This is a genomic window from Nonomuraea cavernae, assembly GCF_040655715.1.
Taxonomy (GTDB): Bacteria; Actinomycetota; Actinomycetes; order Streptosporangiales; family Streptosporangiaceae; genus Nonomuraea; species Nonomuraea cavernae_A.
In genome coordinates this window covers 66,873-89,969 of sequence record NZ_JBFAKL010000035.1, presented here as the reverse complement: position 1 = coordinate 89,969, position 23,097 = coordinate 66,873, and the positions used below count along the sequence as shown (strand labels likewise).

Sequence of the window (23,097 nt, the reverse complement as noted above, 5' to 3'; positions counted from 1 at the left end):
CAGACGCGCACGAACAGACGTGGGGACTTAAAACTGGCCACCAGCGGTGACCTCAACCCGGCCACCTGCGGCTACTTTTGCACGGCCACGGACACACAGCGCGGGCCGGTCGCCGTAGCCGTGGCCATCGTCGGCGAGCGGCTCATTCTGAGCCGCTCGCCGGGAGCAGAGTCAGCCGAAGGTGGCCCATTCCTTTCCGCGGAATGGCGAGTAGTCGTGTGGCACCGAGCCGTCGAGCTGGACCCTCAGGCGTAGATTGGCCGGGGCGTCGGAGCCATTGACCTGGCCGACACGAAGCGTCATATTCCCTGCATCCCGCACATGGTGCACATAGTCGAGTAGGAGGTCTGGCACCCAGCCGAGCTCGTCACCTTCGCGCGTGACCAGCAACGCGTGACGGTTCGCCGGGTTCGTCGGATCATCGCGGAGGCCAAGGTCATCACCCACGCTGAGCAGGGAAATCCGCGACTCCGCGCCCGCCATGTGGCGAAGGCCGTGTACGAAGAACACCGAGGAGGTGTGGCCCTCCGGATCAACGTATGGCTCAGGGACAAGGAAGATTGAATCTCCGGCGCGTCGGCCGCCGGATCGGCCAAGCACCGTCAACGGCGGCGAACCGCTGGTCAGACCCAGCACCATAAGGTACTTGCCGTAATCAGACCGCTGGGGATTCATCAGGCGCTGGCTGAACAAGGGGAAGAGAGTGGGGGAAGCGTAGCGGCGTTCCAGGTCTGCGAACCCGAACAGAGGCCTGAAGCCTGGCATGTCCATGACCCGACGCAGGTAGGCGAACGCGAAGCCCTCGTCGGTCTTCTCCAGGAAGCCGACCGGAGCGATCTGACGCGACCTACGGTCCTGTAGGGCGACCACCAGTCGAGGGGAGCTGGTCGTTCCGTATGTGTGCAAGGACGGGGAGTGAGTCGAGCGAGCCATCGAGTAGCCTCCTCCTGTTTGCGTCTACGAGCTCCAGCGCGAACGTACGCGCTGCCGCCGACATTTCTGGGACTCGCGCAACCAGCTCACTCATGCGATCTTTTCCGCATGCCTCCACGCGGTCAAGCCAGTAGGTGCGGACCGGTGCGCTGACCAGGTTCAATGCCGCTCTGGCGAAGTCCGTTAGGGTCCTTACGGCATCCTTCGAATCGCCAGGCGGTGCCTCTTCGAAGGAACGCTTCCCAGTCTCTCGCTGTCCGGAGGATTCGGTGCCGCCTTGCATCTGTGAGGCTGAATCCGAGACTTGTCGCGTGATCATAAGAAGGGCACAGGAGCGAATCGCCAGACTCAGGGCCGATCAGAACGGCCCAGTTTGCCGGATGTCGATCGCGATTGGCGATTAGAGCATCGAGGACCGTATAACCGGCGAATACGTCGAAGGCGTTGAACGTGACTGGACCGTTGAACCCCGGCGGCTGTCCATAGCCATGGAGGGCGTCACGAACATTCGGCAAAGTGTGCCCACTGTGTCGTTTGTCCATTGGGTCGTGATTCTCTCCCAGGAATTCGGTGAGCAGGAGGAAGCCGGGCTGTAGCTGCCAGTCGCAAGGTTTGACATCGTAGGACACGCATCCCCGACGGCCGGACCTGACGGCTAGATCAACATCAGCTCTGGGCACATTCAGCGCCGTCGCTATTTCCGAGGCGAGCTTCTCAGGCCAATGATCTGCCTGTTCGGCGGTGTCGTTGCGGACATTTGGCTTGAACAGGGCACGACGACGCGCACCTCCATGCTCGACGAGCCAGATCTTTTCCTCTGAGCCGTCAGCCTCATAAAGATCAACTGCCCAGTCGGTGACATTCACCACTGAAAAAGGTCCGGCCACGAGTGGAACCGTACACGAATATTTCGCCGGAAAAGCTAAATCATCAGCGGCCTGAACGTCGGTATGGATTTTCGTCCAAGAAGGGGAGATGCTGCCGATTTCATCTCATAGCCGTGTATGTCATTGGTGGTCAAATGGCCCAATATTGTGCGTCGTCGGCCTTCTGCCATTGTGACGCTGGGCTTGAGAGCGTGCGGGCTGTGATTCGGTCAGAGGGTCTGGGTCAGGCGGCGGGTGAGCATGGTGTTGCGGGGGCGGCCGAGGCGGGCTACCGCGAGCTCCAGGGCCCTGCGGTCGCCGACGAGCACCACCCACGAGCGGGCCCGGGTGACGAGGGTGTAGAGGAGCCTGCGGCGCAGCATGATGCCGCCGGCCTCGGCGACGACGGGCGCCACCACGAACGGGTATTCGCTGCCCTGTGAGCGGTGCACGCTGATGGCGTAGGCGTGGGTGAGGTCGTCGAGCTCGTCGAAGCCGTAGGTGACCGGGTCGCCGTCGTCGATGACGAGCTCGACCTGGCGCTGCTCCTGGTCGATCCGGGTGACCGTGCCGGTCTCGCCGTTGAAGACGCCCTTGTCGTAGTTGTTGCGGATGGGCATCACGCGGTCGCCGACGCGGAAGACGGAGGCGCCGGACCAGTGTTCGGGTTGCCCGTCGCGGGCCGGGTTGAGGCGTTCCTGGATCATGCGGCCGAGTTCGGCGGTGCCGGCCGCGCCCCTGCGCATCGGGCACAGCACCTGCACCTGGCCGGGGTCCACCCGCTGCTTGCGCGGGATCGCCACGGTCGCCAGGTGGACGACGCGTTCGGCGACGGCCTCGGGGGTGTCCACCTCTTCGAACCAGAAGCCGCCACCGCCCGGGATCGCGGGCAACTCCCCGGATCGGATGCGGTGGGCGCTCGCGATGATGCCGCTGCCGTCGGCCTGGCGGAAGACGTGCGTCAGCCGTACCCGGGGGATCTCCTCGACCCGCAGCAGGTCGGACAGCACGCTGCCGGGGCCGATGCTCGGGAGCTGGTCGCTGTCGCCGACGAGCAGCAGGTGGCTGCCCGAGGGCACCGCCGAGCAGAGCCGGGTGGCCAGGTGCAGGTCGAGCATGGACGCCTCGTCGACCACGATCAGGTCGGCCTGCGCGGGCACCTGGTCGAACAGGGCGTCGGGGTCGGGCTCGTGGGCCAGCATCCGGTGCACGGTCATCGCCGGCAGGCCGGTGAGCTCCGACAGGCGCTTGGCCGCCTTGCCGGTGGGCGCGGCCAGCGTCACCCTGCCGCCCATGGCCCGCGCGGTGGCCGCGAGCACCCGGACCGTGTGGCTCTTGCCGCAGCCCGGCCCACCGGTGAGCACGGAGACGGTGCTGGTCAACGCCATGGTCACGGCCGCGCGCTGGTCGTCGTGCAGGTCGGGGTCCTCGCGGAAGTCGCGCATCGGCAGCGTCGATCGGGCCTGCCAGAGCCGGGCCAGTTGCTCGGCCAGCCTGACCTCGCGGCTGTGCAACTCCTTGGAGTAGACGACGACCTGGTCGGGCGCCGCCTCCACGGCGATCCGCCGCTCGGCCGTGAGCACGTCGATCACCGGCCGCACCAGGTCCTGGTCCTGGTCGATGAGCTCGGCGGTCTGCGTGAGCAGCGCGGTCATCGACAGGTAGCAGTGGCCGCCGCTCGCCGCCGCCGACTCCAGCCGGTCGAGGATCGCCGCCCGGATGCGCTGCGGGCTGCGTTCGGACACGCCCGACTGCAGCGCGATCCGGTCGGCCGTGTGGAAGGCGATGCCCCTGACCTGGCCGATGAGCTGGTAGGGGTCGGACTTGAGGATGGTGGCCGAGTCGGAGCCGTACACCTGGTAGATCTTGGTGGCGAGCAGCGGGCTGATGCCGAAACCCTGGAGGACCACCATCAGCGCGGCGATCTCCTTCTGCTCCCGCCACGCCTCGACGATCTGCGCCTGCCGGGCCGGGCCGATGTTGACGACCTCCGTCAGCCGCCCCGGCTCGGTGTCGATGACGGTGAGCGTCTTGTCGCCGAAGTGAGAGACGATGGCCTGCGCGAGGCGCGGGCCGATGCCGCGGATCAGGCCCGAGCCGAGGTAGAGCTGGATGGCCCGGACCGTCGACGGGACGACCCGCTCGCAGGTCGCCACCTGGAAGCGGCGGCCGTGACGCGCGTGCTCACCCCACTCGCCGGTGAGTCGGAGCGTCTCCCCGGGCTGCACCCCGGCCAGTGCCCGCCCGGTGGCGACGAACCCGGCCCCGTGCTCGTCGGTCATCCGGGCGACGGTGTATTCGTCCTCGCGGACGTACACGAGCTGCTCGACCGAGGCGTCCACGGCAAGAATCCAATCATCCCTGTACGGCTTCGCAGCTTAGAAGACCCCACCGACAGACCTCGCCGGACCGCCCCGGGACCTACGTCGGCGGCGGAGGGTAGCGGTGTATCTCGGCCCGGTGGCCCGCCGAGCCGGCGAACTTCGCGTCGTCGGTGAGCAACGGCACTCCCAGCAGTTCGGCGAGGGCGACGTACATGCCGTCATAGGCGGTGAGGTTGTTCCTCAGCTCCAGCACGCGCGGCTGTAGAGGCAGCATGGGATGACGGACGATCTTGAGCTGAGCGTAGCGCTCCAGCATGACCTGCGCCCTCGCCTCGGAGATGCGCACCTCCGGCTTGCTGGTGATCACATGCCCACGTACGACTGAAGCGATCTCGACATCGATCAGGGCCGGGGCGTGCAGCCTGCGAGCCAGCCGCTGCCGTAGAAGGTCATCGCCCTTCACATTGGCCAGCAGGCGGAAGATGATCGACGCGTCGACGACCAGGCTCACCGACCGCCCTCGCGCATCGTCTCGCGGACGAAGTCGGGATCGTATGGCACCGGCTCGTCAGTGGCGATCCTGGCCATCACCTCATCCAGCGTCGGCGTGGCCGCCTCCTCGTTCAGAAGGTCGCGCACGAAGGCGGTCAAGGACTTGCCTTCGCGCTCGGCCCGCGCCTTCAGCGTCCGCTCCGTCATATCAGGGACGTCCCTGATCTGTATGGTTCCCATGCCATCAGATTAGCATGCACCTTGCATGCATACTTTCGCGGAGGCGGCTCGATCCCTCGAATCCGTTCTGACGGGTGGTCAGGGAAGGGGGCCTTGGACTGGTTCTTGAGGGACGTTCGCCTCGGGTGTGAACCGGCGGCTGGGAGGATGGTGGGGTAAACGGCGATGTTGTGGCGTGATGGGAGGAATGTCGTGATCGTTGTCGGAGTGGACGGGTCCCGGGCCGGGCTGGAGGCCGCTGGATGGGCCGCGAGGGAGGCGGCGCTGCGCGAGGTGCCGCTGACCGTGGCGCACGCGATAGCCGCGTGGGCCGTCGACACGCGTGAAGGCCGCTTCGCCGAGGTGGCCCGGTGGATGCGCGAGGGCGGCACGACGGTCCTGGCGTCCGGCGAGGAGCGGGTCCGGCGCGAGGCGCCCAAGGTGACCGTCGAGACGACGCTGCTGCCCGGCGATCCGCGCGCGGCCCTGATCAAGGCGGCGGCCGGCGCCGAACTGCTGGTGGTCGGCAACCACGGGCTGGGCGGCGTGCGCGGGATGCTGGTCGGTTCGGTCGCCTACGGTGTGGCCGGGCACGCGTCCTGCGACGTCGTGGTCGTGCGCGAGCTGCCTTCGTCCCCGCGCCCCGAGGTGGTCGTCGGCGTCGACGGTTCGGCCGCCGGTGAGCGTGCCCTCGACTTCGCCTTCGCCGAGGCGTCGATGCGCGGGGCGCGGTTGCGCGCCGTGCACGCTCGCACCTGGCCGGACGTGCCCGAGCCGACTTCGGTCGGTGGCGAGCTCGACCTGCTCAAGGAGAAGGTGGCCGGCCGGAGCGAGCGCCACCCCGGCGTGACCGTGATCGAGGAGGTCGTGCAGGGCCATCCGGTCGAGGTGCTGCGCCAGGCCGCCGAGGGCGCCGCCCTGCTGGTCGTCGGCTCCCACGGGCATGGCGTGCTGGCGGGCATGATGCTCGGCTCCGTCAGCAACGCCATGTTGCAGCATGCGCCATGCCCGCTGGCCATCGTCCGCAGCGGCAGGTGACTCAGTCGCCCGACTTCCACTGGGCGATCAGCTTGTCGTAGTCGAGCGTCTCCGGCTTGCCGCGCTCGTCGGCGAGCTTCGGCACCGGGGCGCCCGGCTGGTCCAGCCAGTGCTGGGCGGACTGCTCCGGGTTCAGCTTCGGCGCGCAGGCGCCGCCGTAACCGCGACGCTCCAGCCGGGACAGGATGTCGTCCTGCTGCTTGGCGAGGTTGTCCATCGACTGCTGGGCGGTGGTCTCACCGGTGACGGCGGTGGCGACGTTCTGCCACCACAGCTGGGCCAGTTTCGGGTAGTCGGGCACGTTGGTGCCGGTCGGGGTCCACTGCTTGCGGGCCGGTGAGCCGTAGAACTCGATCAGGCCGCCGTACTTCGCGGCGTTGTCGGAGAAGTAGTCGCTCTTGATGTCGGAGTCGCGGATGAAGGTCAGACCGGCGATCGACTTCTTCAGCGAGACCGTCTTGGACGTCACGAACTGCGCGTACAGCCAGGCCGCGGCCCTGCGCTCCTTCGGCGTGCTCTTCAGCAGCGTCCACGAGCCGGCGTCCTGGTAGCCGAGCTTGTTGCCGTCCTTCCAGTACGCGCCGTGCGGGCTCGGGGCGATGCGCCACTTGGGCGTGCCGTCCGCGTTGACGATCGACAACCCGGGTTTGGTCATGTCGGCGGTGAACGACGTGTACCAGAAGACCTGCTGGGCGATGTGGCCCTGGGCGGGGACCGGCCCGGCCTCGCTGAAGTTCATGCCCGCGGCTTCCTTGGGGGCGTACTTCTTCAGCCAGTCGACGTACTTCGTGAGCGCGTAGACCGCCGCCGGGCCGTTGGTGTCGCCGCCACGGGTCACCGACGAGCCGACCGGGCGGCAGTTCTCCACCCGGATGCCCCAGTCGTCCACCGGCAGGCCGTTGGGGATGCCGGCGTCGCCGTTGCCCGCCATGGACAGCCACGCGTCGGTGAAGCGCCAGCCCAGCGACGGGTCCTTGCGGCCGTAGTCCATGTGGCCGTAGACCTTCTTGCCGTCGACGGTGCCGTTGCCGTTGACCTTGTTGGTGAAGAAGTCGGCGATGTCCTCGTACGCCGCCCAGTTGACCGGCACGCCCAGGTCGTAGCCGTAAGCGTCCTTGAACTGCTTCTTGATGTCCGGGTCGGTGAACCAGTCGTAGCGGAACCAGTAGAGGTTCGCGAACTGCTGGTCGGGCAGCTGGTAGAGCTTCTTGTCCGGCCCGGTGGTGAAGCTGATGCCGATGAAGTCGTCCAGGTCGAGCGTGGGCGAGGTGACGGCCTTGCCCTCCCCGGCCATGTAGTCGGACAGCGGCAGCACGTAGTCACCGCGCGAATGGGTGCCGATCAGGTCGGAGTCGTTGACGTAGGCGTCGTAGATGTTCTGGTCGCCCTGGATCTGGGTCTGCAGCTTCTCGATGACGTCACCTTCCTGGATCAGGTCGTGCTTGAGCCTGATCCCGGTGATCTCGGTGAACGCCTTGGCGAGCTGACGTGACTCGTACTCGTGCGTGGTGATCGTCTCGGACACCACGTTGATCTCCATGCCCCGGTACGGCGCGGCGGCCTTGATGAACCAGTCCATCTCGGCGAGTTGCTGATCCTTGGACAGGGTGCTCGGCGTGAACTCCTGGGAGACCCACTTCTGCGCGGCGGCCTTGCCGCCGGCCTCGGTGTAGTCGCTCTGCCCGGGGCCGTCGCCCTGCGAACAGGCGGCCGCGAGGAGGATCAGCGCGGCCGCGGTGGCCGTCGCCCGTCCTCGTGGGACTTTCCTGTGGAACGGCATGATCGGGTCCCTCCTGTGTCAACCCCAGATACCGATGACCACCGCCACCAGCAGCGCGCACGCCAGTGCGAGCCACATGGACAGGTCGGTGACGGCGATCCACCCCGCGAGCACGACGGCCGCACTGATGAGGCCGATGTAGAGCCGGTCCCCCCGATCGGTTTCGATGCGCAGAAAGCCCCGCCGCGCGACCGGCGGGGAGAAGTGGGCCCATGCCGCCATGACGCAGAGCAGCAGGGCGAGGCCGATGAACACCAGGGCCGTGGGAGGCGTCCAGACCATCCAGTCGAGCATCGTCAGACCCTCCCCAGCGCGAAGCCCTTGGCCACGTAGTTGCGCACGAACCAGATGACGACGGCGCCCGGGATGATCGTCAGCACGCCCGCCGCCGCGAGCAGCCCCCAGTCGACGCCCGCCGCGCTCACGGTGCGCGTCATGGTGGCGGCGATCGGTTTGGCGTTGACCGAGGTGATGGTGCGGGCGATGAGCAGTTCGACCCAGCTGAACATGAAGCAGAAGAACGCGGTGACCCCGATGGCGGAGCGGATCATCGGCAGGAAGATCCGGATGAAGAACCGGGGCAGGGAGTAGCCGTCGATCGCGGCCGTCTCGTCGATCTCGCGCGGGATCCCGGACATGAACCCTTCCAGGATCCAGACCGCGAGCGGCACGTTGAACAGCATGTGCGCGATGGCCACGCCGAGGTGCGTGTCGAACAGCCCGACGCTCTGGTAGATCTGGAAGAACGGCAGCAGGAACACGGCCGGCGGGGCCATCCGGTTGGTCAGCAGCCAGAAGAACAGGTGCTTGTCCCCGGCGAACCTGAACCTGGAGAACGCGTAGGCGGCCGGGATCGCCACGATCAGCGACATGACGGCGTTCATCGAGGTGTAGATGATCGAGTTGAGGTAGCTGGAGTACCACGCCGGGTCGGTGAAGAAGGTCTGGTAGTTCTCCAGGGTCGCCCGTTGCGGGATGAGCGAGAAACTGCCCAGGATGTCCTCGTTCGGGCGGATGGACATGCCGAACATCCACAGCAGCGGCAGCATCAGCGTGGCGGCGTAGAGCCAGAAGACGGTACGCGCCCAGGGGAGCTGCCGCCGGGCCCGTCTGGCCGTCGCGACCCGCTCTCCGGCCCGCTCTCCGGTCATCGCGCTCACCTCCCGGTCCTGGTCAGCACGGTGAAGAAGACGTACGAGACGATCTGCACGATGAGGAAGTAGAGCAGCGAGAAGGCGCCCGCCGGCCCCAGGTCGAACTGACCGACGGCGATCTTCGACAGCAGGACGCTGAGGAACGACGTGGCGTTGCCGGGCCCGCCGCCGGTCACCACGAACGGTTCGGTGTAGATCATGAAGCTGTCCATGAACCTGAGCAGGATCGCGATCGTCAGCACTCCGCGCAGCCGGGGCAGTTGGATGCGGCGGAACGTGGCCCAGGCCGAGGCGCCGTCGATCTGCGCGGCCTGGAAGTAGGGGTCGGGGATCGACCTCAGCGCCGCGTAGGCGAGCAGCGCCACCAGCGGCGTCCAGTGCCACACGTCCATGATCAGCACGGTGAGCCAGGCGTCGGTGGAGTCCAGCGTGTAGTTGAAGTCGATGCCCAGCACGTGGTTGATCGTCCAGCCGCCGAGCCCGATGTCGGCGCGGGCGAAGATCTGCCAGATGGTGCCGACCACGTTCCACGGGATGAGCAGCGGCAACGCGACGACGACCAGGGCCACCGACACCCAGAACCCGCGGCGCGGCATCGCGACCGCGATCGCCACCCCCAGCGGGATCTCTATGAGCAGCACCTGCGCCGAGAACAGCAGGGTCCGCAGGAACGCGGCGCGGATCTCCGGATCGCGCGTCACGGCGCGGAACCACTCCAGCCCGACGAAGATCCGGTCGTTCGGGCTGAAGATGTCCTGCACCGAGTAGTTGACGACGGTCATCAGCGGGATCAGCGCCGTGAACGTCACGGACACGACGACCGGCAGCACGAGCAGCCAGGCCCGGTTGTTCCTGGGCTTGGCGTCCGCCCGCCGGTCGGGCTCGTCGCGCGGCGCGGCGGCTCCGCCGTCCGTGGCGTCGGTGATCTGGTCGGTCACTCCTCACCCCTCCCGTTCAGGGGGGCGACCGTGCCGCACCTGACGGCGTCGCGGAACAGGAACGCCCGGTCGGCGGCGAACCGCACGAACCCGGCGTCGCCCGGCTCGAACCGGCTGCCGGCCTCCGTCTTCACGACCAGCGGGTGCCCGGCGTTCCCGTCCTGGTCGCTTCGTCCGGTGGTTCGTCCGGTGGTTCGTCCGGTGGTTCGTTCGGTGGGCGGAGGTCCGTCCCGCTCGGCCGGCGGGGGCTCGTCGTGGCCGTTCACGAGGACGTGTACGAGGTCGTACGAACCCATGCGGTCCACGCCGGTCACCCGGCCGGCCACTCCCGGCGTGGACCCGGCGGAGTCGAGCACGGCGAACTCCGGCCGGATCCCGATCCGCACGGGACCGGCCGGCAGGTCGCCCACCGCCCGCCCGACGGCCGCCCGCCCGACCCGGACCAGACCGTCCAAGATTTCGGCCGGCAGCACGTTCATGCCCGGTGAGCCGATGAAGTGGCCGACGAACTCGTGCGCCGGGGACAGGAACAGCTCGGTCGGCTCGCCGGCCTGCACGATCTCGCCGTCCTTGACGACCACCACCTCGTCGGCGAAGGTCAGCGCCTCGGTCTGGTCGTGGGTGACGTAGATGAAGGTGTGCCCGGTGTCGCGGTGGATCTCCTTGAGCGTGCTGCGCAGTGTCCACTTCATGGCCGGGTCGACCACGGTGAGCGGCTCGTCCAGGAGCACCGCGGCCACGCCCGACCGGACCAGCCCCCGGCCCAGGCTGACGATCTGCTGCCGCCCCGGATCCAGCCGCCGTGACCTGCGGCGCAGGTGGTCGTCCAGCCCGAGCATCCCGGACACCCGGCGGACCCGCCGGTCGACCTCCGCCTTCGGGTACTTCCGGTTGCGCAGCGGGAAGGCGAGGTTGTCGTAGACCGACATCTCCTCGTACAGGACGGGAAACTGGAAGACCTGCGCGATGTCGCGGCCGGCGGTGGGCACGGTCGTCACCTCGCGGTCGTCGAACCAGATGCGGCCCGTCGTCGGGGTGAGCAGGCCCGAGATGATGTTCAGCAGCGTGGTCTTGCCGCACCCGCTCGGGCCGAGCAGCGCGTACGCCCTGCCGCTCCGCCAGGTCCAGGTCATCGGCTTCAGGGCCCAGGTGCGGCCGCCGTCGTAGCTGTGGCCCACGCCTTCGAGGCGGATGTCAGCCATGCAGGTCGACCTCCGCGGTGGAGGCGGTGGAGACGGCTGAGACGGCTGAGGCGGCGAGCAGGCGGCCCCCGTTCTCGTCGAAGACGAAGAGGTGCGCCGGGTCGACGAAGGCGGTGGTCGACTCGCCGGGGACGAACAGCTGGGTGCCCGGCAGCTGGGCGACGAGGTGCAGCCGTCCGGCCAGCAGGAGGTGCAGGAACGTGGCGCTGCCCGTCACCTCCGCGAGCCTGATCTCGGCGGGGAACGCGAGCGTGCCCGGCCCGCCGCCGCCGATGGTGACGTGGTGCGGCCGCACGGCCAGAACGACGTCCTGAGCGGGGCCGTCCTGAGCGGGGTCGTCCTGAGCGGGGGAGTGGGCGGGGGGATGAGCGGGCGGCGCGGGGAAGGAGGTGCCGAGGCACTCCACCCGGCCTGCCCGCACGACTCCCGGCAGCAGGTTGAGCGGCGGGTCGCTGAGCGCCGCAGCGACTGCCAGCGTCGGTGGCCGGGCGTACATCTCGGCGACTTCGCCGACGTGCCGCACCCGGCCCTCGCCGAGGACGACCGTCGGCGCGGCGAAGGTCAGCGCCTCGGCCGGGTCGGCCGTGGAGTAGAGGACCACGCTGGACGACCCCTGGAACATGCTTCTGAGGTCGGCCCGCAGCTGCTCGCGGAGCTTGAAGTCGAGGTTGGCCAGCGGCTCGTCCAGCAGCAGCACGTCGACGGGCCGGGCCAGCGCGCGGGCGATCGCGGTGCGCTGCTGCTGGCCGCCGGACAGCTCCGCGGGCCTGCGGCCGAGCAGGTCGCCGATGCCCATGAGCTCGGCGACCTCGCGCACCCGCCGGTCGATGCCCGCCCGGGGCAGGTCGCGGGCCAGGCGCAGCGGGGAGGCGATGTTCTCGTACACCGACAGCGAGGGGTAGTTGATGAACTGCTGGTAGACGAAGGCGACGGACCTCTTGCGCACCGAAACGGAGGTGACGTCCGTCCCGTTGACGGTGATCCGGCCGGCGTCGGGCGGGAGCAGCCCCGCGACGACCCGCATGAGTGTCGTCTTTCCCGCCGACATGGGCCCGACGAGCATGGTCATTCCGCTCGATAATTCGAGGGAGATGTCGTCGAGCCAAATCTCTCCGCGCCGCCGGAGGCGGACCCCGTCGAGAATCAGCGCCATGTACCTGGTCCTCTCCGCCGGTGCATGATCAATCGTGCGCCGACAGCGAATGCGAGGTCAGCGCGGTGATCGCGACAGTCGAGACGCCCTGCAACCCCATCTAACATGCTTCACATCTGCCTGCAAAGGGCAAAGTTGATGTTGAATTGCATTCGAGGCATGGTGCATTAACCGGGAAACGGACAGTCCACGTCGTACGGCCCGCGCCGGCAAGGACGCGGGCCGTACGGATTTGGTGGATGGACGTTCGTGACGGGCGCTCGTGACGGGCGCTCGTCACCGGCGGATCTCGTTACCGGCTGATGCGCACCGCGTCCGCGATGACGTAGCCGGTGCCGGCGGTCCACCGGCTGACGCCCACGACGTTCTGGGTGCCCGCGGCGAACGAGAACGAGCCGATGGTGCGCCAGGCTCCGCCGCCCGATCTCTGGTCGACGTAGACGGTCTGGTTGCCGCCCGTCGCCGCCACGATGTAGGGCGCCGAGCTGTTGTATCCGGCGTCCGCCGGATACCAGACCTCGACCTTGTAGGTGCCGGCGCTCGGGATGTCGGCCTGGAACCAGGCCGCGTCACTGCTCGACACCGGGGTCGCGAACCGGTAGTCCGCGCCGTTGCGCTGGCTGGAGTAGGAGGAGGTGCCCCAGTTGGCGCTGGCGGTGAACTGGCCGGCCGTGGCGTTGTCGACCGTGGTCGTCCACGACGGCGGCGTGGTGCCGCCACCGGTCACGTAGTTCATGTACGTGGTCCAGTTCCAGTGCGAGCCCGGGTCGGTGTGCGTGGCCCCGGGCACCTGGTTGTGGCCGATGATGTGGGTGCGGTCCTTCGGGATGCCGTACTTGTCGCACATGTAGCGGGTCAGCGCGGCCGAGGCCCGGTACATCGCGTCGGTGAACCAGGAGGCGTCGCTGACGAAGCCCTCGTGCTCGATGCCGATGGACCGGGTGTTGTAGTTCCAGTTGCCGGCGTGCCAGGCGACGTCCTTGTCGCGCACCATCTGGGTGACGGCGCCGTTGGACGACTTGATCACGTAGTGCGCAGACACCTGGGCGCTCGGGTTCTGGAACCAGGAGATGGTGCCCGCGTACGAGCCCTGGGTGACGTGGATGACCACCCGGTCGATGGCGTAGCTCGACTCGCGGCTGGACGCGGTGTAGTTGCTGGAGCTGGCCGCGACCCAGGCCGCGGGCGGGTAGTCGGTGCTCTGCACCTCGGCCTGCGCGTTCAGGTCGCGGGCCTTGGCGTAGGCGCCCCGGTCGGCGGTGACCTCCTGCGCCTTGACCGTCACGCCGCGCGCCTCCAGGCCGAGGCCGAGCAGCTCGTAGACGGCGTCGGCGTACAGGCGGGCGAGCTCGGGGGAGGAGGCGTTGCCGTACTTGGCGACGGCCTGGTACCAGCGGCCGGCGTCCTTCCTGGCGGTCTCGTCGAGACCCAGCTCGTCGGCGTAGGCGCGCAGGACCGCGGCGCCGCCGAGGATGTTGGCCTCGTCGTCGGAGCGCAGCTCGGCCACCGGCAGTTTGGTGAGCTCGGCGGCCTTTTCGAGCGTGTGCGAGGTGGGGTTGCTGACCAGGTGCATGAGGCCGTAGCCGTTGCTGGCGCTGGGCTTGCCCTGGTGGCCGTCGAGGTGGGTCTCGGCGTACCCGAGCGCGACGAGCAGGTCGCGCGGGACGTCGTGTTCGGCGGCGGCCCGGTCGAAGGCGGCGGGCAGGGGCGCCTCCTTGGCGGCCAGGGCGGGTGGGGCGCCGGTGACCAGGAGGGCAGCGAGGGCGGTGGCGACGAGAGCTGCTAATCGCGTGCGGGCGAATGTCATGAGGAGCTCCTCGTTGGGGGGCAACGGCATGCACATTAGGTGAGTTCGCTGACAAATGTCGATAATTGACATTGCTGGGGAGTTAGAAGAAACTTTTCGCCCGCGCGGACAGGCTGTGAAGGCGGGTGTAGGAGTCAAGGGTGCCCGGTGTGTCCCGGAAGCGAAGTTGGGCCCCCGGATCGTGTGAAAACTATTGCGCTACCAATGATCGGTAGTGAAACTTCTCTTCGTGACCATGCAACGCGGGAGCCGGTCAAGACGGCTCGTCGAGACCATCGCGGGCGCCGTCCCGCGCGTCGTCCTGGCGGCCCTCACCGCCGCACTCCTCTGCGCCGTCGCGCCCGCCCCCTCGGCGACGGCCACCCCGGCCGCCGTGTCGGCGGCCTGCGCCACCGACCCCGCGAAGCCGAAACGGCAGCTCCGCGCGATGTGGATCTCCTCCGTCGCCAACATCGACTGGCCGAGCCGTACCGGCCTCAGCGTGGCGGCCCAGCAGGCGGAGTTCCGCGCCTGGCTCGACCTCGCCGTGCAGAAGCGGATGAACGCCGTCATGGTGCAGGTCAGGCCGACGGCCGACGCGTTCTGGCCGTCGTCGTACGAGCCGTGGTCGCAGTGGCTGACCGGAACCCAGGGCGGCAACCCCGGCTACGACCCGCTCGCCTTCATGGTCAGCGAGGCCCACGCCCGCAACCTCGAACTGCACGCGTGGTTCAACCCGTACCGGATCGCCAACCACGACGACCCCAGCAAGCTGGTGGCGAGCCACCCCGCCCGGCAGCACCCCGAATGGCGCTTCGCCTACGGCGGCAAGCTCTTTTACAACCCCGGCATCCCCGCCGTCCGCGCCTTCATCGAGGACGCCATCATGGACGCCGTCACCAGGTACGACCTCGACGGCGTGCATCTCGACGACTACTTCTACCCCTATCCGGTGAGCGGCCAGGCCATCCCCGACTCCGCCACCTACGCCCAGTACGGCAGCGGCTTCGCCAACATCGGCGACTGGCGGCGCGAGAACGTCAACCTGCTCATCAAGGAGCTTGACCAGCGCATCCACGCCGCCAAGTCCTGGGTCTCCTTCGGCATCAGCCCGTTCGGCATCTGGCGCAACGCCTCCACCGACCCGCTCGGCTCGGCCACCTCGGGGCTGCAGTCCTACGACGCGATCTACGCCGACAGCAGGCGCTGGGTGAAGCAGGGCTGGGTCGACTACCTCGCCCCGCAGATCTACTGGCACATCGGGTTCGGCACGGCCGACTACGCGGTGCTCACCGCCTGGTGGTCGAGCGTGGTGCGCGGCACCGGGGTCCAACTCGTCATCGGCCAGGCCGCCTACCGGGCGGGCGTCTCCGGCCAGGGCGACGCCTGGCAGGACCCCGCCGAGCTCAGCGATCACCTGACCGTCAACCGGCAGCATCCCGAAGTGTCCGGCGACATCTACTTCAGCGCCAAGGACGTCAGGGCCGACCGGATCAGCGCGTTCACCACCCTGGCGAACGCCCACTACACCCGGCGGTCCCTGCTCCCCGCCCGCGGCTCCGCCGCCGCGCCGGCCGCGCCGTCGATCACCTCGGCCACCCGTGGGTCGAGCGGCGTCGCGGTCTCCTGGCAGGGCTCGGCCACCTCCTACGCCGTCTACCGCGTGGACGGCACCCCCGGCGCGGCAGATCCCTGCTTCTTCGCCGACGCGAGCAAGCTCGTCGGCACCACCCGGCAGACCTCCTTCACCGACACCACCGCCTCGGCCACCGCCCCCTACACCTACTACGTGACCGCGCTCAACCGGACCCACCAGGAGAGCGCGGCGAGCGCCGGCAAGGCCGCGACCGGCACCGGCACCGGGTTCAGCGTCATCGTGGACAACGCCGGCACCGGCTTCACCGCCGGCTCCGCATGGGGCACCTCCACCTACTCCACGCAGTTGTACGGCACCGACTACCGCTTCGCCGACCCCGTCGCGGCCAGCGACCCCGCCTGGTTCAGGACGGCCATCCCCAGCGCGGGCAGCTACCGGGTGGAGATCTGGCATCCGGCCAACACCGGCTACAACAGCGCGGCCCCGTTCATCGTGGCGGCCAGTGGCGGCAACCAGACGATCACCGTCGACCAGCGCGCAGGCGGCGGCCAGTGGCGTTCCCTCGGCACCTTCACCCTCGCCGCGGGCACCTACGACGTGGTCGGCGTCAGTCGCTGGACCTCGGCCACCGGCTACGTCATCGCCGACGCGGTCCGCATCACCCGGCTCTGACCGCGACCACCTCGGCCGTGTTCACGGCCGCCCCGCCACCCCGGCCGTGAACACGGCCACCCCGCCACCCCGGGCCGCGAACGGCCGCTCGCTACCGTGACTACCTCGGCAGCGAGCGGCCGTTCGCGTCGAGGTAGTCGCGCCACGAGCGCTTCGGACGCCAGCCGAGCAGGCGCGCCGCCTTCGCGCAGGAGATGCCCGAGGCGTCGGGGCGGGCGAGGGGGCGCAGCTCGATCCGGTCGCCGTACTGCTCCCGCAGCACCGTGGCGAAGTCGTGCCCGCCGGCGTTGTCCAGCGAGGCGAGGTAGAGCACCTCGTGACCCGGCAGGTCGGACTCCGCCGCCAGCACGATCGCGTCGGCCAGGTCGTGGACGTCGATGTAGCCCCACAGCCCGGCGGCCTGCTCGGCCGCGTCGCGAACCAGCGGGCCTAGATTGCGCTCGTAGTTGCCCTCGTGCTGCACCCAGCTCGGCCGCAGCGACAGGCACCGGATGTCGGACCGGCGCACGGCCGCGTCCATGAGCTGCTCGCCGAAATGCTTCGCGATGGCGTACGGGTCCTGGGGCCGGATCGGATGCTCCTCGTCCACCGGCGCGTAGTCGGGCAGGCAGGGCCGGTCGGCGAAGAAGAAACCGGGCACGGCCTCGCTGGAGATGTTCACGAAGCGGGCGACGCCGAACCTGATGGCGGCCTCCAGCACGTTGAAGGTGGACATCAGGTTGTTCTGGAAGAGCACGTGCGGGGCGTTGCCGGTCGGGTCGGGGATCGCGGCGGCGTGCACGACCGCGTCGGCGCCCCGGACGGCCGCGTACGCCTGCCCGGCGTCGGTCAGGTCGGCCTGGAAGTAGTGCGGAGCGCCGGGCTCGGGCCGCTCGAACACCGGCCGGCCGACGTCGACGGCGGTCACCTCGTGACCGGCGTCGAGCAGTGCCTGGGTGGCGGCGCGCCCGACCTTGCCGTGCGCACCGGTGACGACGACGTTCATGGGCCACTCCCTGGAAGTCGTGCCTACGTCAGAAGTCGTGCCTGTTGTGTCGCGCGTCCCCGGCCGGAGCGGGGGTGCGGTTGTGTCGCGCCTGTCCGGCCGTGCGGGGCGTCCAGCATAGGCCGAGTAAACCTTGACCCGCGGCTCGGCCGGACCAGTGCCCCGAGCGGGCTGGGGGAAGTGGCGCTAGCCTTCGGTCATGTCGACGCACGAACGGGAGATAACGGCCCGTACCGACCTGTGTCTGCCCAACGGGCGGCTCAATCCGGAGGCGGTCGGGTGGACGCGGCGCCCGCTGCACCGGGGCAACCTGCGCGGCTGGGGCCGGGCCAAGCGCTGGGAATACTGGGGGATCGTCACCCCCACGCACGTGATCGGGCTCGTGGCGTCGTCACTCGACTACGCGGGCGTCCACGGCGTCTACGTCCTCGACCGCGCCACCGGGGTCGAGCTGTCGAAGGACGCCGTGGTGCCGCTGGCCCGAGGGGCCGTCTTCCCCGACCGCAGCGGCGAGGGCACGGCCCGCGTCAGCGGCGGCGGCGTGACCATCGACATCGTCCAGTCACCCGGCGGCACCTCGCTGCGCGCCGTCGCGACCGGCATCGAGCTGGACGTCGAGGTCCCGCTGCCGGAGGGCCACGAGTCGCTCGGCGTGGTGGTGCCCTGGGGGCCGTCCCGGTTCCAGTACACGGTCAAGGACCTCGGCCGGCCTGTAAGCGGCGTGCTGCGGCTGGAGTCGGGGGAGCACCGGCTGGCCGAGACCGACTCGTTCGCGGTGCTCGACCACGGGCGCGGCAAGTGGCCCTACTCCATGACCTGGAACTGGGCCGCCGGTTGCGCGCCCGGCCTGGCGATCCAGCTCGGCGGCAAGTGGACCGACGGCACCGGCATGACCGAGAACGCGCTGTTCGTGGACGGCCGGCTGCACAAGATCGGCGAAGAGCTGACCTGGACCTACGATCGCGGCGACTGGCTGCGCCCGTGGCGGATCACCGGTGAGCGGGTCGAGGTGGAGTTCACGCCCTTCCACGACAAGATCTCGCGGACCGAGCTGGGCGTGGTGGGCAGCCTGACGCACCAGTGCTTCGGCCACTTCACCGGCCGGGCGCGCTCCGACGACGGCGGCTGGATCGAGTTCGACGGCCTGACCGGCTGGGCCGAGGAGGCGCGCCAGCGCTGGTGATCACCTTGCCGGGACCGGCCGTCTCGCCCGAACCGGCCGGTTCCGGCAGAACCCGCCGTCCCGCCGGGACCGGCTGTCCATCGGGATCGGCGATCCCGCCCTGGGCCTGCCGTGCCTCAGCCGAAGCCGGTCGTGTCACCCCAGTTGGGCCGTGAGGGCTCGGGCGAGCCGGAGAACGCGGCCGGTGCCCCTGCGGGCCGCGAAGGCGGTCAGGGGCGGGAGCTCGCCACGCGCCTCTGACCAGCGGGCCACCCGCGCGGCCAGATCGACCAGGTCGATGTGCGCCTTGGTCGGGTGGGCGGTGTTCTCGGGAAGCAGAGGCGGCATCGCCGTGGTGAGGATCCGCCACACCTCGTGGTGCATGCCGTGGCGGGCCTCCGCGTCCAGCCTGTCGACGAGTACGCGCAGGGTGATCTCATCGCTGAGTACCCTCTGTGCGAGCACGGCGCCCAGGTGCTCGGCGGGGAGGTCGCCGGCGGCGGCCAGCCGGCGCAGGGCGCGCAGCGGGGGCGCCGTGTCGTTCTCGGAGTACGGCCGGGGGAAGATCCGGTACGCCAGCAGGAGAGCGAGGGCCGATCCGGCGGGCCCAGCGGTCTCGGCCAGGTCGCGCAGGACACCGGACGGCATCTGCGCCGGCGGCGGGAGCGGCTGGTGCCCGATCAGGTGGGCCGCCACGACCTCGCGGTGCGATGGCAGGATCGCGGGCCAGCGGTCCAGCATCCCGCCGAGGTGCCCGTCGAACACGGAGTGGACGTGCCGGGGCTGTTCGGCGAGCAGTTCGTCGACCAGCGGCAGGCCGGTGGGCGCGGCCTCGACCGTGGTCGACATCCAGATCCCGTAGCCCATGCCGTCGAACGGTCCCGCCTGGGTGACCCGGACGACGGGGTCGGGCAGGCCGTCGCCCGCCAGCCAGCGGGCCGCCCGGCGACCCGGGTCCGACGCGAGTCGCGCGGCGCGTGCGGCCACGGCCGGGTCGATCTCGCGGGGCAGCCGGAGCAACGCCTGCTGGAAGTCCGCGGGCAGCGGTTCGATTCCCGCTGCCTCCAAGGTCTCCAGCCCGGCCACCAGCTCGTCCGGATCGACGTGACCGGTCGACAGGGCGGGTCTGGCGAGCAGCAGCGGCGGCAGAGTCCCGGCACGTGCCGCGGTGCGGATCTCGTCGTACCTGCGCAGGATGAACCTGTGCATCGGCGAGGCGCGCTTGGGCTCCGGCAGCCGGTCGGGCTCGTCGTGGACGACCGGCGGCAGCCCTTTCTCACGGCGCAGCTGGTTGATGACCACGTGGCTCTGGGTCTCGAGTGCGCGACCCGGATACACCAGGTCGCGGGCGAGAACGAGCATCCAGGTGCCGTGCTCCCGCCACTCCTCCCGGGTGAGGCGCCAGTCGTCGGTCTCGGCGACGGGGGCCAGCGCCGTGCGCAGCGCCTCGGGGGCGCGGGTGGCGAGGTGCACGAAGGCGGCGAGCGTTCGTTCGGCCGCCTGGGGGGTCTCGTCCAGGCACAGCTCGGCCAGCTCCCTCGCGGTGCCCGGAGGCGCGACTGCCGGGACCGGCATGCGTGGCGCGGGCAGTCGCTGGGGGACGAACACCTCCTCGGGGTCCGGCACGGGCTCCGTCTCCTCGACCGGCTCGCCGCCGATGGCGGCGGCCAGCCGGTTGTGCAGGTCGGGCGGCAGCGTGCCGGTGCCCTCCCGCAGGGTCTCCAGGCCGGCCTCCGTGAAGTGCCGGGCGTGCCGGACCACGAGCCGCACCGCCGTCTCCTGTACGGTCCACGACTCGTGGCCGAAGGCCATGGCCAGGGCGGGCGACAGGTCGTCGGCCCGTTTCGGCGCGTGCTGTAACGACTCCCGCAGCCAGCTCAGCCCGGCGCGGACCAGGCCGGCCTCCGCTCGGAACAGCAGCCCCTCCAGCGCCTCCACCACGTCGGCCGGGTCGAGGGCGGGCAGCGCGCGCAGGTGCCGCAGCGACAGCTCGGCCACCGGTCCCGGCGCGGTGGGCAGCAGCCGCGCGTAGTCGATGGCGTGCGGCGCGAGCTCGGCGGGCGTGGGTTCGAGCTGCTCGTGCAGCCGGGCGAAGAACCGCAGGTCAGGGCCGTCTCCGCCGCGCAGGAAGCGGCGGCGGCAGCCGTCGAGCAGCAGGTCGCGGCTCACCTCGCCCTTGGCGGCGAGGCCGCACAGGAACGAGAGCCACGCGCGGTCGTCGCGGAGCCGTCGCCCGACGCCCTCGGCCTCGAAGATCCGCGGCACCAGGTGGTCGCGCAGCGGATCGTCCCGCCTCGGCTCCTCGGACACCCACCCGACGACCAGCGGGTCGTGCTCGGGCGGCGTCGCCCCTGTGCGGCGGAACAGGGCCAGGGACAGTGGGAGGTTCAGGTTCCGAGGGTCGCGGCGGCGCGTGGGACGAAGGCGGAGCGCCAGCCGGGCGGCCAGGTCGGCCTGCCAGGCGGCGGGACGCGCGGCGATCACCTCGATCAGCGGTTCGAATGCGGCCGTGGGATCGCCGGCGAGGTCCCAGCGGTCGAAGTCGCGGCGGTTGATCCAGGTCACCACGGCCTTGGCGGAGCTGATGGTGCCCGCGCCGGCGATCCGCATCGGCTCTATCCACCCGTTGGTGTCGGGCAGGCCGTAGTCAGGCTTCGGGCCGTGATAGATCCAGATCATGGACCATGACTGCTCGAACTCGTGCTGGGAGATCTCGCCACGTTCCTTCCTGCCCAGCAACTCCTCCTGCGTGGCCAGGAGCGCGCGCTCGCGCGCCGCCTCGTTGTTCGCGCGGGGCTGGTAGGCCCGCTGCCGGGCCACGGCGATGTGGCCGGGCAGCTCGGCGGCCACCTCGCGCCGGGCGGGTTCGTCCAGCGTCGTCACGGTCTCGACGAGCTTGGCCAGCTCGCCGGCGTCGATGAGCTCGCGCACCACGGTCCAGGCGGCGGGGTCGGATGGCATGGCGCGGTCTCCTCTGGTCGGTGCGCGGAGTCGTGATCTTGCCAGGGGCCGCCGACATTTCCCGGCTTGTCGTGAACAAAAGTCGATCAGCATCGCACAAACGCGCGAGACCGGGTATGTGCGGGTATGTGCGACAACGGGTTCGGCTCATTCTCTGGTTAGTCGTGATCTTCGCGGCGGGCGCGGCCGTGGTGCCGGACGTCGGCGCCGCCGGCGAGGCCGCGTGCCCGCCGAGGGACACCCGCGTCACGGCCCCGTACGCGATCAGTGGCTACTGGGTGGTGCCCCGCGCCGATCTGTGCCTGACCCGGCGCACCGTGGAGGCGATGCACGCGGTGGGCGGCGACACGATCATCACGTTCGGCCCCCGGTTCGCGCTGAGCACCGTCGACGCCGACGGGCGGGTACGCACCAAGGGCGAGCCCACCCCGGGCTTCGCCGGCTGCCAGGAGAACGGAAAGCCCTGCTACCTCGCCGCCCGCGACGCGATCCCCGGCAAGAAGATCCGCCGCGTCTTCACGTACGTGACCAGCGAGCATTTCGGGCCCGGCGTGCTCCGCTGCGACGGGCTGGACCGGCGGATCGAGAGCGGTGGGCGCGTCTACTACCGGCTGCTGCTCGGCCGCTCCTGCGACGACAACGTGTACGACCTCGTCCTGGTGGCGACGGACGGCGACGGCGTGGGCAACCTGCTGACCGAGGCCGCGGGCTACGGCATGAAGGTCTATCCGGGGCTGCCCGCCGCCCCGCAGGACCCGGACAAGCCATGGCTGCCCGACCTCGCGCACCTGGACGTGCTCAACGCCTTCACCGGCCGGGTGCTGGCCGACTACCGGAACAGGTACGGCACGTGGCCGTCGCTGGGCGGGGTGTACCAGTCGTTCGAGCTGGCCATGCGGGACCGGGCGCCCCGCGACGAGGTCCTCACCCTGTACGCCGCCCAGCACGCGGTGGTCACCGCCACGCTGCCCGGCCGGACGATCACGGTCAGCCCCTACTGGGACGCGCGCAGGTCACGGGGGTTCCCGCCGGAGTCGGTGGGCCGGGGCTTCGCGGAGATCGCGGCCACCCGGGCCGGAGCGCCCATGGCCATCGCCATCCAGGACGGTCGCGGCGTGGGCAAGGTGCCCGTCCACGGCCCCGACGAGACCGACGCCCAGGTGGCCGAGCGGCTGGTGCCGGTCGTGGGCAGGCTGACGAACCGGCAGGCCTACCACGGTTCCACCCGCGACTACGTCGAGGCGGCGGCCCGGCAGGTGACGCCGGGGGTGGAGCTCTGGGTGAACGTGGAGGTGTTCGAGCCCACCCCGGTGGCCGGCGAGTGCGGCAGGTCCGATCCGCTGCCGTTGCGCGGCCGGGCCGCGAAGAGCCGGGTGGACCGCCAGATCATGGCGGTGGGCCGGCACGCCACCAAGATCATCGCCTATGGCTGGGACCCGTTCCTGACCTGCCGGCTGAACTGGGACACGCCCTCGCTGAGCGACGACCTCGCGGCGGGCTGGCAGGAGCCGATCATCGTGCACGCCGCCCTGGAGGGAGGCGGCCTCGCGGTCGAAGGCCACAACCTGCGCGGCGGCACGCTCCAGATCGTCTACCGGCAGGCGGGGGCGGGCGAGGTGCGCGTGGACGTTCCCCAGGCGGCGCACACCTCGCGCGGCGGGCTGGAGTCGGCCCGCGCGCCCTTCGTTCCCGACCGGCTGGATCCCGCTCACCCTTGGATCACGGTCAAGGCCGTGAACGGCGCGGGCCGTACCAGCACGAGCGGTCACACCTTTCGCGGCTGAGAGCTGACCGGGCACGCGATCCGTGCGGCCGGATCGCGTGGTGGAGGTCGC

The 23,097-nt window shown here is 69.9% G+C and carries 18 protein-coding genes; 4 read left to right on the top strand and 14 right to left on the bottom strand.

The features are described 5' to 3' along the window. Positions 1-171 precede the first annotated feature (171 nt). The 5 genes from AB0I38_RS35700 to AB0I38_RS35680 form a co-directional block, all read right to left on the bottom strand. Positions 172-870, bottom strand: a complete 699-nt coding sequence (locus AB0I38_RS35700) for an HIRAN domain-containing protein (RefSeq protein ID WP_358491802.1) — start codon at positions 868-870, stop codon at positions 172-174. Between the two features lie 185 nt (positions 871-1,055). Continuing rightward, complete coding sequence (locus AB0I38_RS35695) at positions 1,056-1,820, bottom strand: hypothetical protein (RefSeq protein ID WP_358491799.1); 765 nt, start codon at positions 1,818-1,820, stop codon at positions 1,056-1,058. A 209-nt stretch (positions 1,821-2,029) separates the two neighbouring features. Further along, on the bottom strand, positions 2,030-4,141 hold the full coding sequence (gene recD2, locus AB0I38_RS35690; RefSeq protein WP_358491796.1) for an SF1B family DNA helicase RecD2: 2,112 nt from the start codon (positions 4,139-4,141) through the stop codon (positions 2,030-2,032). A 79-nt stretch (positions 4,142-4,220) separates the two neighbouring features. Continuing rightward, positions 4,221-4,634 carry a type II toxin-antitoxin system VapC family toxin gene (locus tag AB0I38_RS35685; RefSeq protein WP_358491791.1) on the bottom strand — a complete coding sequence of 138 codons (414 nt, stop codon included), beginning with the start codon at positions 4,632-4,634 and terminating at the stop codon, positions 4,221-4,223. Continuing rightward, positions 4,631-4,855 carry a FitA-like ribbon-helix-helix domain-containing protein gene (locus AB0I38_RS35680; protein WP_358491787.1) on the bottom strand — a complete coding sequence of 75 codons (225 nt, stop codon included), beginning with the start codon at positions 4,853-4,855 and terminating at the stop codon, positions 4,631-4,633. Before AB0I38_RS35680 ends, AB0I38_RS35685 begins: the two co-directional genes overlap by 4 nt. 192 nt (positions 4,856-5,047) lie before the next feature. On the opposite strand from AB0I38_RS35680, the gene AB0I38_RS35675 reads away from it, so the two are divergent. After that, on the top strand, positions 5,048-5,872 hold the full coding sequence (locus tag AB0I38_RS35675; RefSeq protein ID WP_358491782.1) for a universal stress protein: 825 nt from the start codon (positions 5,048-5,050) through the stop codon (positions 5,870-5,872). A 1-nt stretch (position 5,873) separates the two neighbouring features. Here the strand turns inward: AB0I38_RS35675 and AB0I38_RS35670 are convergent, their stop codons facing one another. The 7 genes from AB0I38_RS35670 to AB0I38_RS35640 all read right to left on the bottom strand — a co-directional run bounded on the left by AB0I38_RS35670 (position 5,874) and on the right by AB0I38_RS35640 (position 13,906). Next, entirely contained in the window at positions 5,874-7,652 is a 1,779-nt protein-coding gene (locus AB0I38_RS35670) for an ABC transporter substrate-binding protein (protein WP_358491776.1), read from the bottom strand. 18 nt (positions 7,653-7,670) lie between these two features. Then, the gene (locus AB0I38_RS35665; protein ID WP_358491769.1) at positions 7,671-7,946 is read right to left on the bottom strand and encodes a DUF2160 domain-containing protein; all 276 of its coding nucleotides are present in this window, start codon (positions 7,944-7,946) and stop codon (positions 7,671-7,673) included. 2 nt (positions 7,947-7,948) lie between these two features. Next, positions 7,949-8,803, bottom strand: a complete 855-nt coding sequence (locus AB0I38_RS35660; protein WP_436838811.1) for a carbohydrate ABC transporter permease — start codon at positions 8,801-8,803, stop codon at positions 7,949-7,951. Positions 8,804-8,808: 5 nt separating this feature from the next. Beyond that, complete coding sequence (locus AB0I38_RS35655; protein WP_358491765.1) at positions 8,809-9,744, bottom strand: carbohydrate ABC transporter permease; 936 nt, start codon at positions 9,742-9,744, stop codon at positions 8,809-8,811. Further along, positions 9,741-10,946: an ABC transporter ATP-binding protein gene (locus tag AB0I38_RS35650; protein ID WP_358491762.1), complete on the bottom strand. Its 1,206-nt coding sequence runs from the start codon at positions 10,944-10,946 to the stop codon at positions 9,741-9,743. Before AB0I38_RS35650 ends, AB0I38_RS35655 begins: the two co-directional genes overlap by 4 nt. Further along, positions 10,939-12,099 (bottom strand): ABC transporter ATP-binding protein, encoded by a 1,161-nt coding sequence (locus AB0I38_RS35645; RefSeq protein ID WP_358491757.1) that lies wholly within the window; start codon positions 12,097-12,099, stop codon positions 10,939-10,941. Before AB0I38_RS35645 ends, AB0I38_RS35650 begins: the two co-directional genes overlap by 8 nt. A 292-nt stretch (positions 12,100-12,391) precedes the next feature. After that, a complete protein-coding gene (locus tag AB0I38_RS35640) occupies positions 12,392-13,906 on the bottom strand; it encodes an N-acetylmuramoyl-L-alanine amidase (RefSeq protein ID WP_358491752.1) in 1,515 nt (504 codons plus the stop codon). A 235-nt stretch (positions 13,907-14,141) separates the two neighbouring features. Between AB0I38_RS35640 and AB0I38_RS35635 the strand changes: the two genes are divergently transcribed. Further along, positions 14,142-16,154 (top strand): family 10 glycosylhydrolase, encoded by a 2,013-nt coding sequence (locus tag AB0I38_RS35635; protein ID WP_358491819.1) that lies wholly within the window; start codon positions 14,142-14,144, stop codon positions 16,152-16,154. A gap of 100 nt (positions 16,155-16,254) precedes the next feature. On the opposite strand, the gene AB0I38_RS35630 is transcribed toward AB0I38_RS35635, so the two are convergent. Then, positions 16,255-17,139, bottom strand: a complete 885-nt coding sequence (locus AB0I38_RS35630; protein ID WP_358491746.1) for an NAD-dependent epimerase/dehydratase family protein — start codon at positions 17,137-17,139, stop codon at positions 16,255-16,257. 199 nt (positions 17,140-17,338) lie between these two features. On the opposite strand from AB0I38_RS35630, the gene AB0I38_RS35625 reads away from it, so the two are divergent. Continuing rightward, positions 17,339-18,322, top strand: coding sequence for a DUF2804 domain-containing protein (locus AB0I38_RS35625; protein ID WP_358491740.1), 984 nt, complete (start codon positions 17,339-17,341; stop codon positions 18,320-18,322). A 135-nt stretch (positions 18,323-18,457) separates the two neighbouring features. Here AB0I38_RS35625 and AB0I38_RS35620 read toward each other — a convergent pair whose 3' ends face one another. Further along, positions 18,458-21,262: a DUF6493 family protein gene (locus tag AB0I38_RS35620; RefSeq protein WP_358491736.1), complete on the bottom strand. Its 2,805-nt coding sequence runs from the start codon at positions 21,260-21,262 to the stop codon at positions 18,458-18,460. A 164-nt stretch (positions 21,263-21,426) separates the two neighbouring features. Here AB0I38_RS35620 and AB0I38_RS35615 point away from each other — a divergent pair, with 164 nt between their 5' ends. Continuing rightward, the gene (locus AB0I38_RS35615; protein WP_358491732.1) at positions 21,427-23,046 is read left to right on the top strand and encodes a DUF4434 domain-containing protein; all 1,620 of its coding nucleotides are present in this window, start codon (positions 21,427-21,429) and stop codon (positions 23,044-23,046) included. Positions 23,047-23,097: the final 51 nt, after the last annotated feature.

Bases quoted from the DNA above. Each gene is read 5' to 3' on its own strand.
- AB0I38_RS35665 (WP_358491769.1), bottom strand. From the start codon at position 7,946: ATGCTCGACTGGATGGTCTGGACGCCTCCCACGGCCCTGGTGTTCATC.
- AB0I38_RS35650 (WP_358491762.1), bottom strand. From the start codon at position 10,946: ATGGCTGACATCCGCCTCGAAGGCGTGGGCCACAGCTACGACGGCGGC.
- AB0I38_RS35630 (WP_358491746.1), bottom strand. From the start codon at position 17,139: ATGAACGTCGTCGTCACCGGTGCGCACGGCAAGGTCGGGCGCGCCGCC.
- AB0I38_RS35680 (WP_358491787.1), bottom strand. From the start codon at position 4,855: ATGGGAACCATACAGATCAGGGACGTCCCTGATATGACGGAGCGGACG.
- AB0I38_RS35660 (WP_436838811.1), bottom strand. From the start codon at position 8,803: ATGACCGGAGAGCGGGCCGGAGAGCGGGTCGCGACGGCCAGACGGGCC.
- AB0I38_RS35670 (WP_358491776.1), bottom strand. From the start codon at position 7,652: ATGCCGTTCCACAGGAAAGTCCCACGAGGACGGGCGACGGCCACCGCG.
- AB0I38_RS35635 (WP_358491819.1), top strand. From the start codon at position 14,142: ATGCAACGCGGGAGCCGGTCAAGACGGCTCGTCGAGACCATCGCGGGC.
- AB0I38_RS35620 (WP_358491736.1), bottom strand. From the start codon at position 21,262: ATGCCATCCGACCCCGCCGCCTGGACCGTGGTGCGCGAGCTCATCGAC.
- AB0I38_RS35645 (WP_358491757.1), bottom strand. From the start codon at position 12,099: ATGGCGCTGATTCTCGACGGGGTCCGCCTCCGGCGGCGCGGAGAGATT.
- AB0I38_RS35640 (WP_358491752.1), bottom strand. From the start codon at position 13,906: ATGACATTCGCCCGCACGCGATTAGCAGCTCTCGTCGCCACCGCCCTC.
- AB0I38_RS35625 (WP_358491740.1), top strand. From the start codon at position 17,339: ATGTCGACGCACGAACGGGAGATAACGGCCCGTACCGACCTGTGTCTG.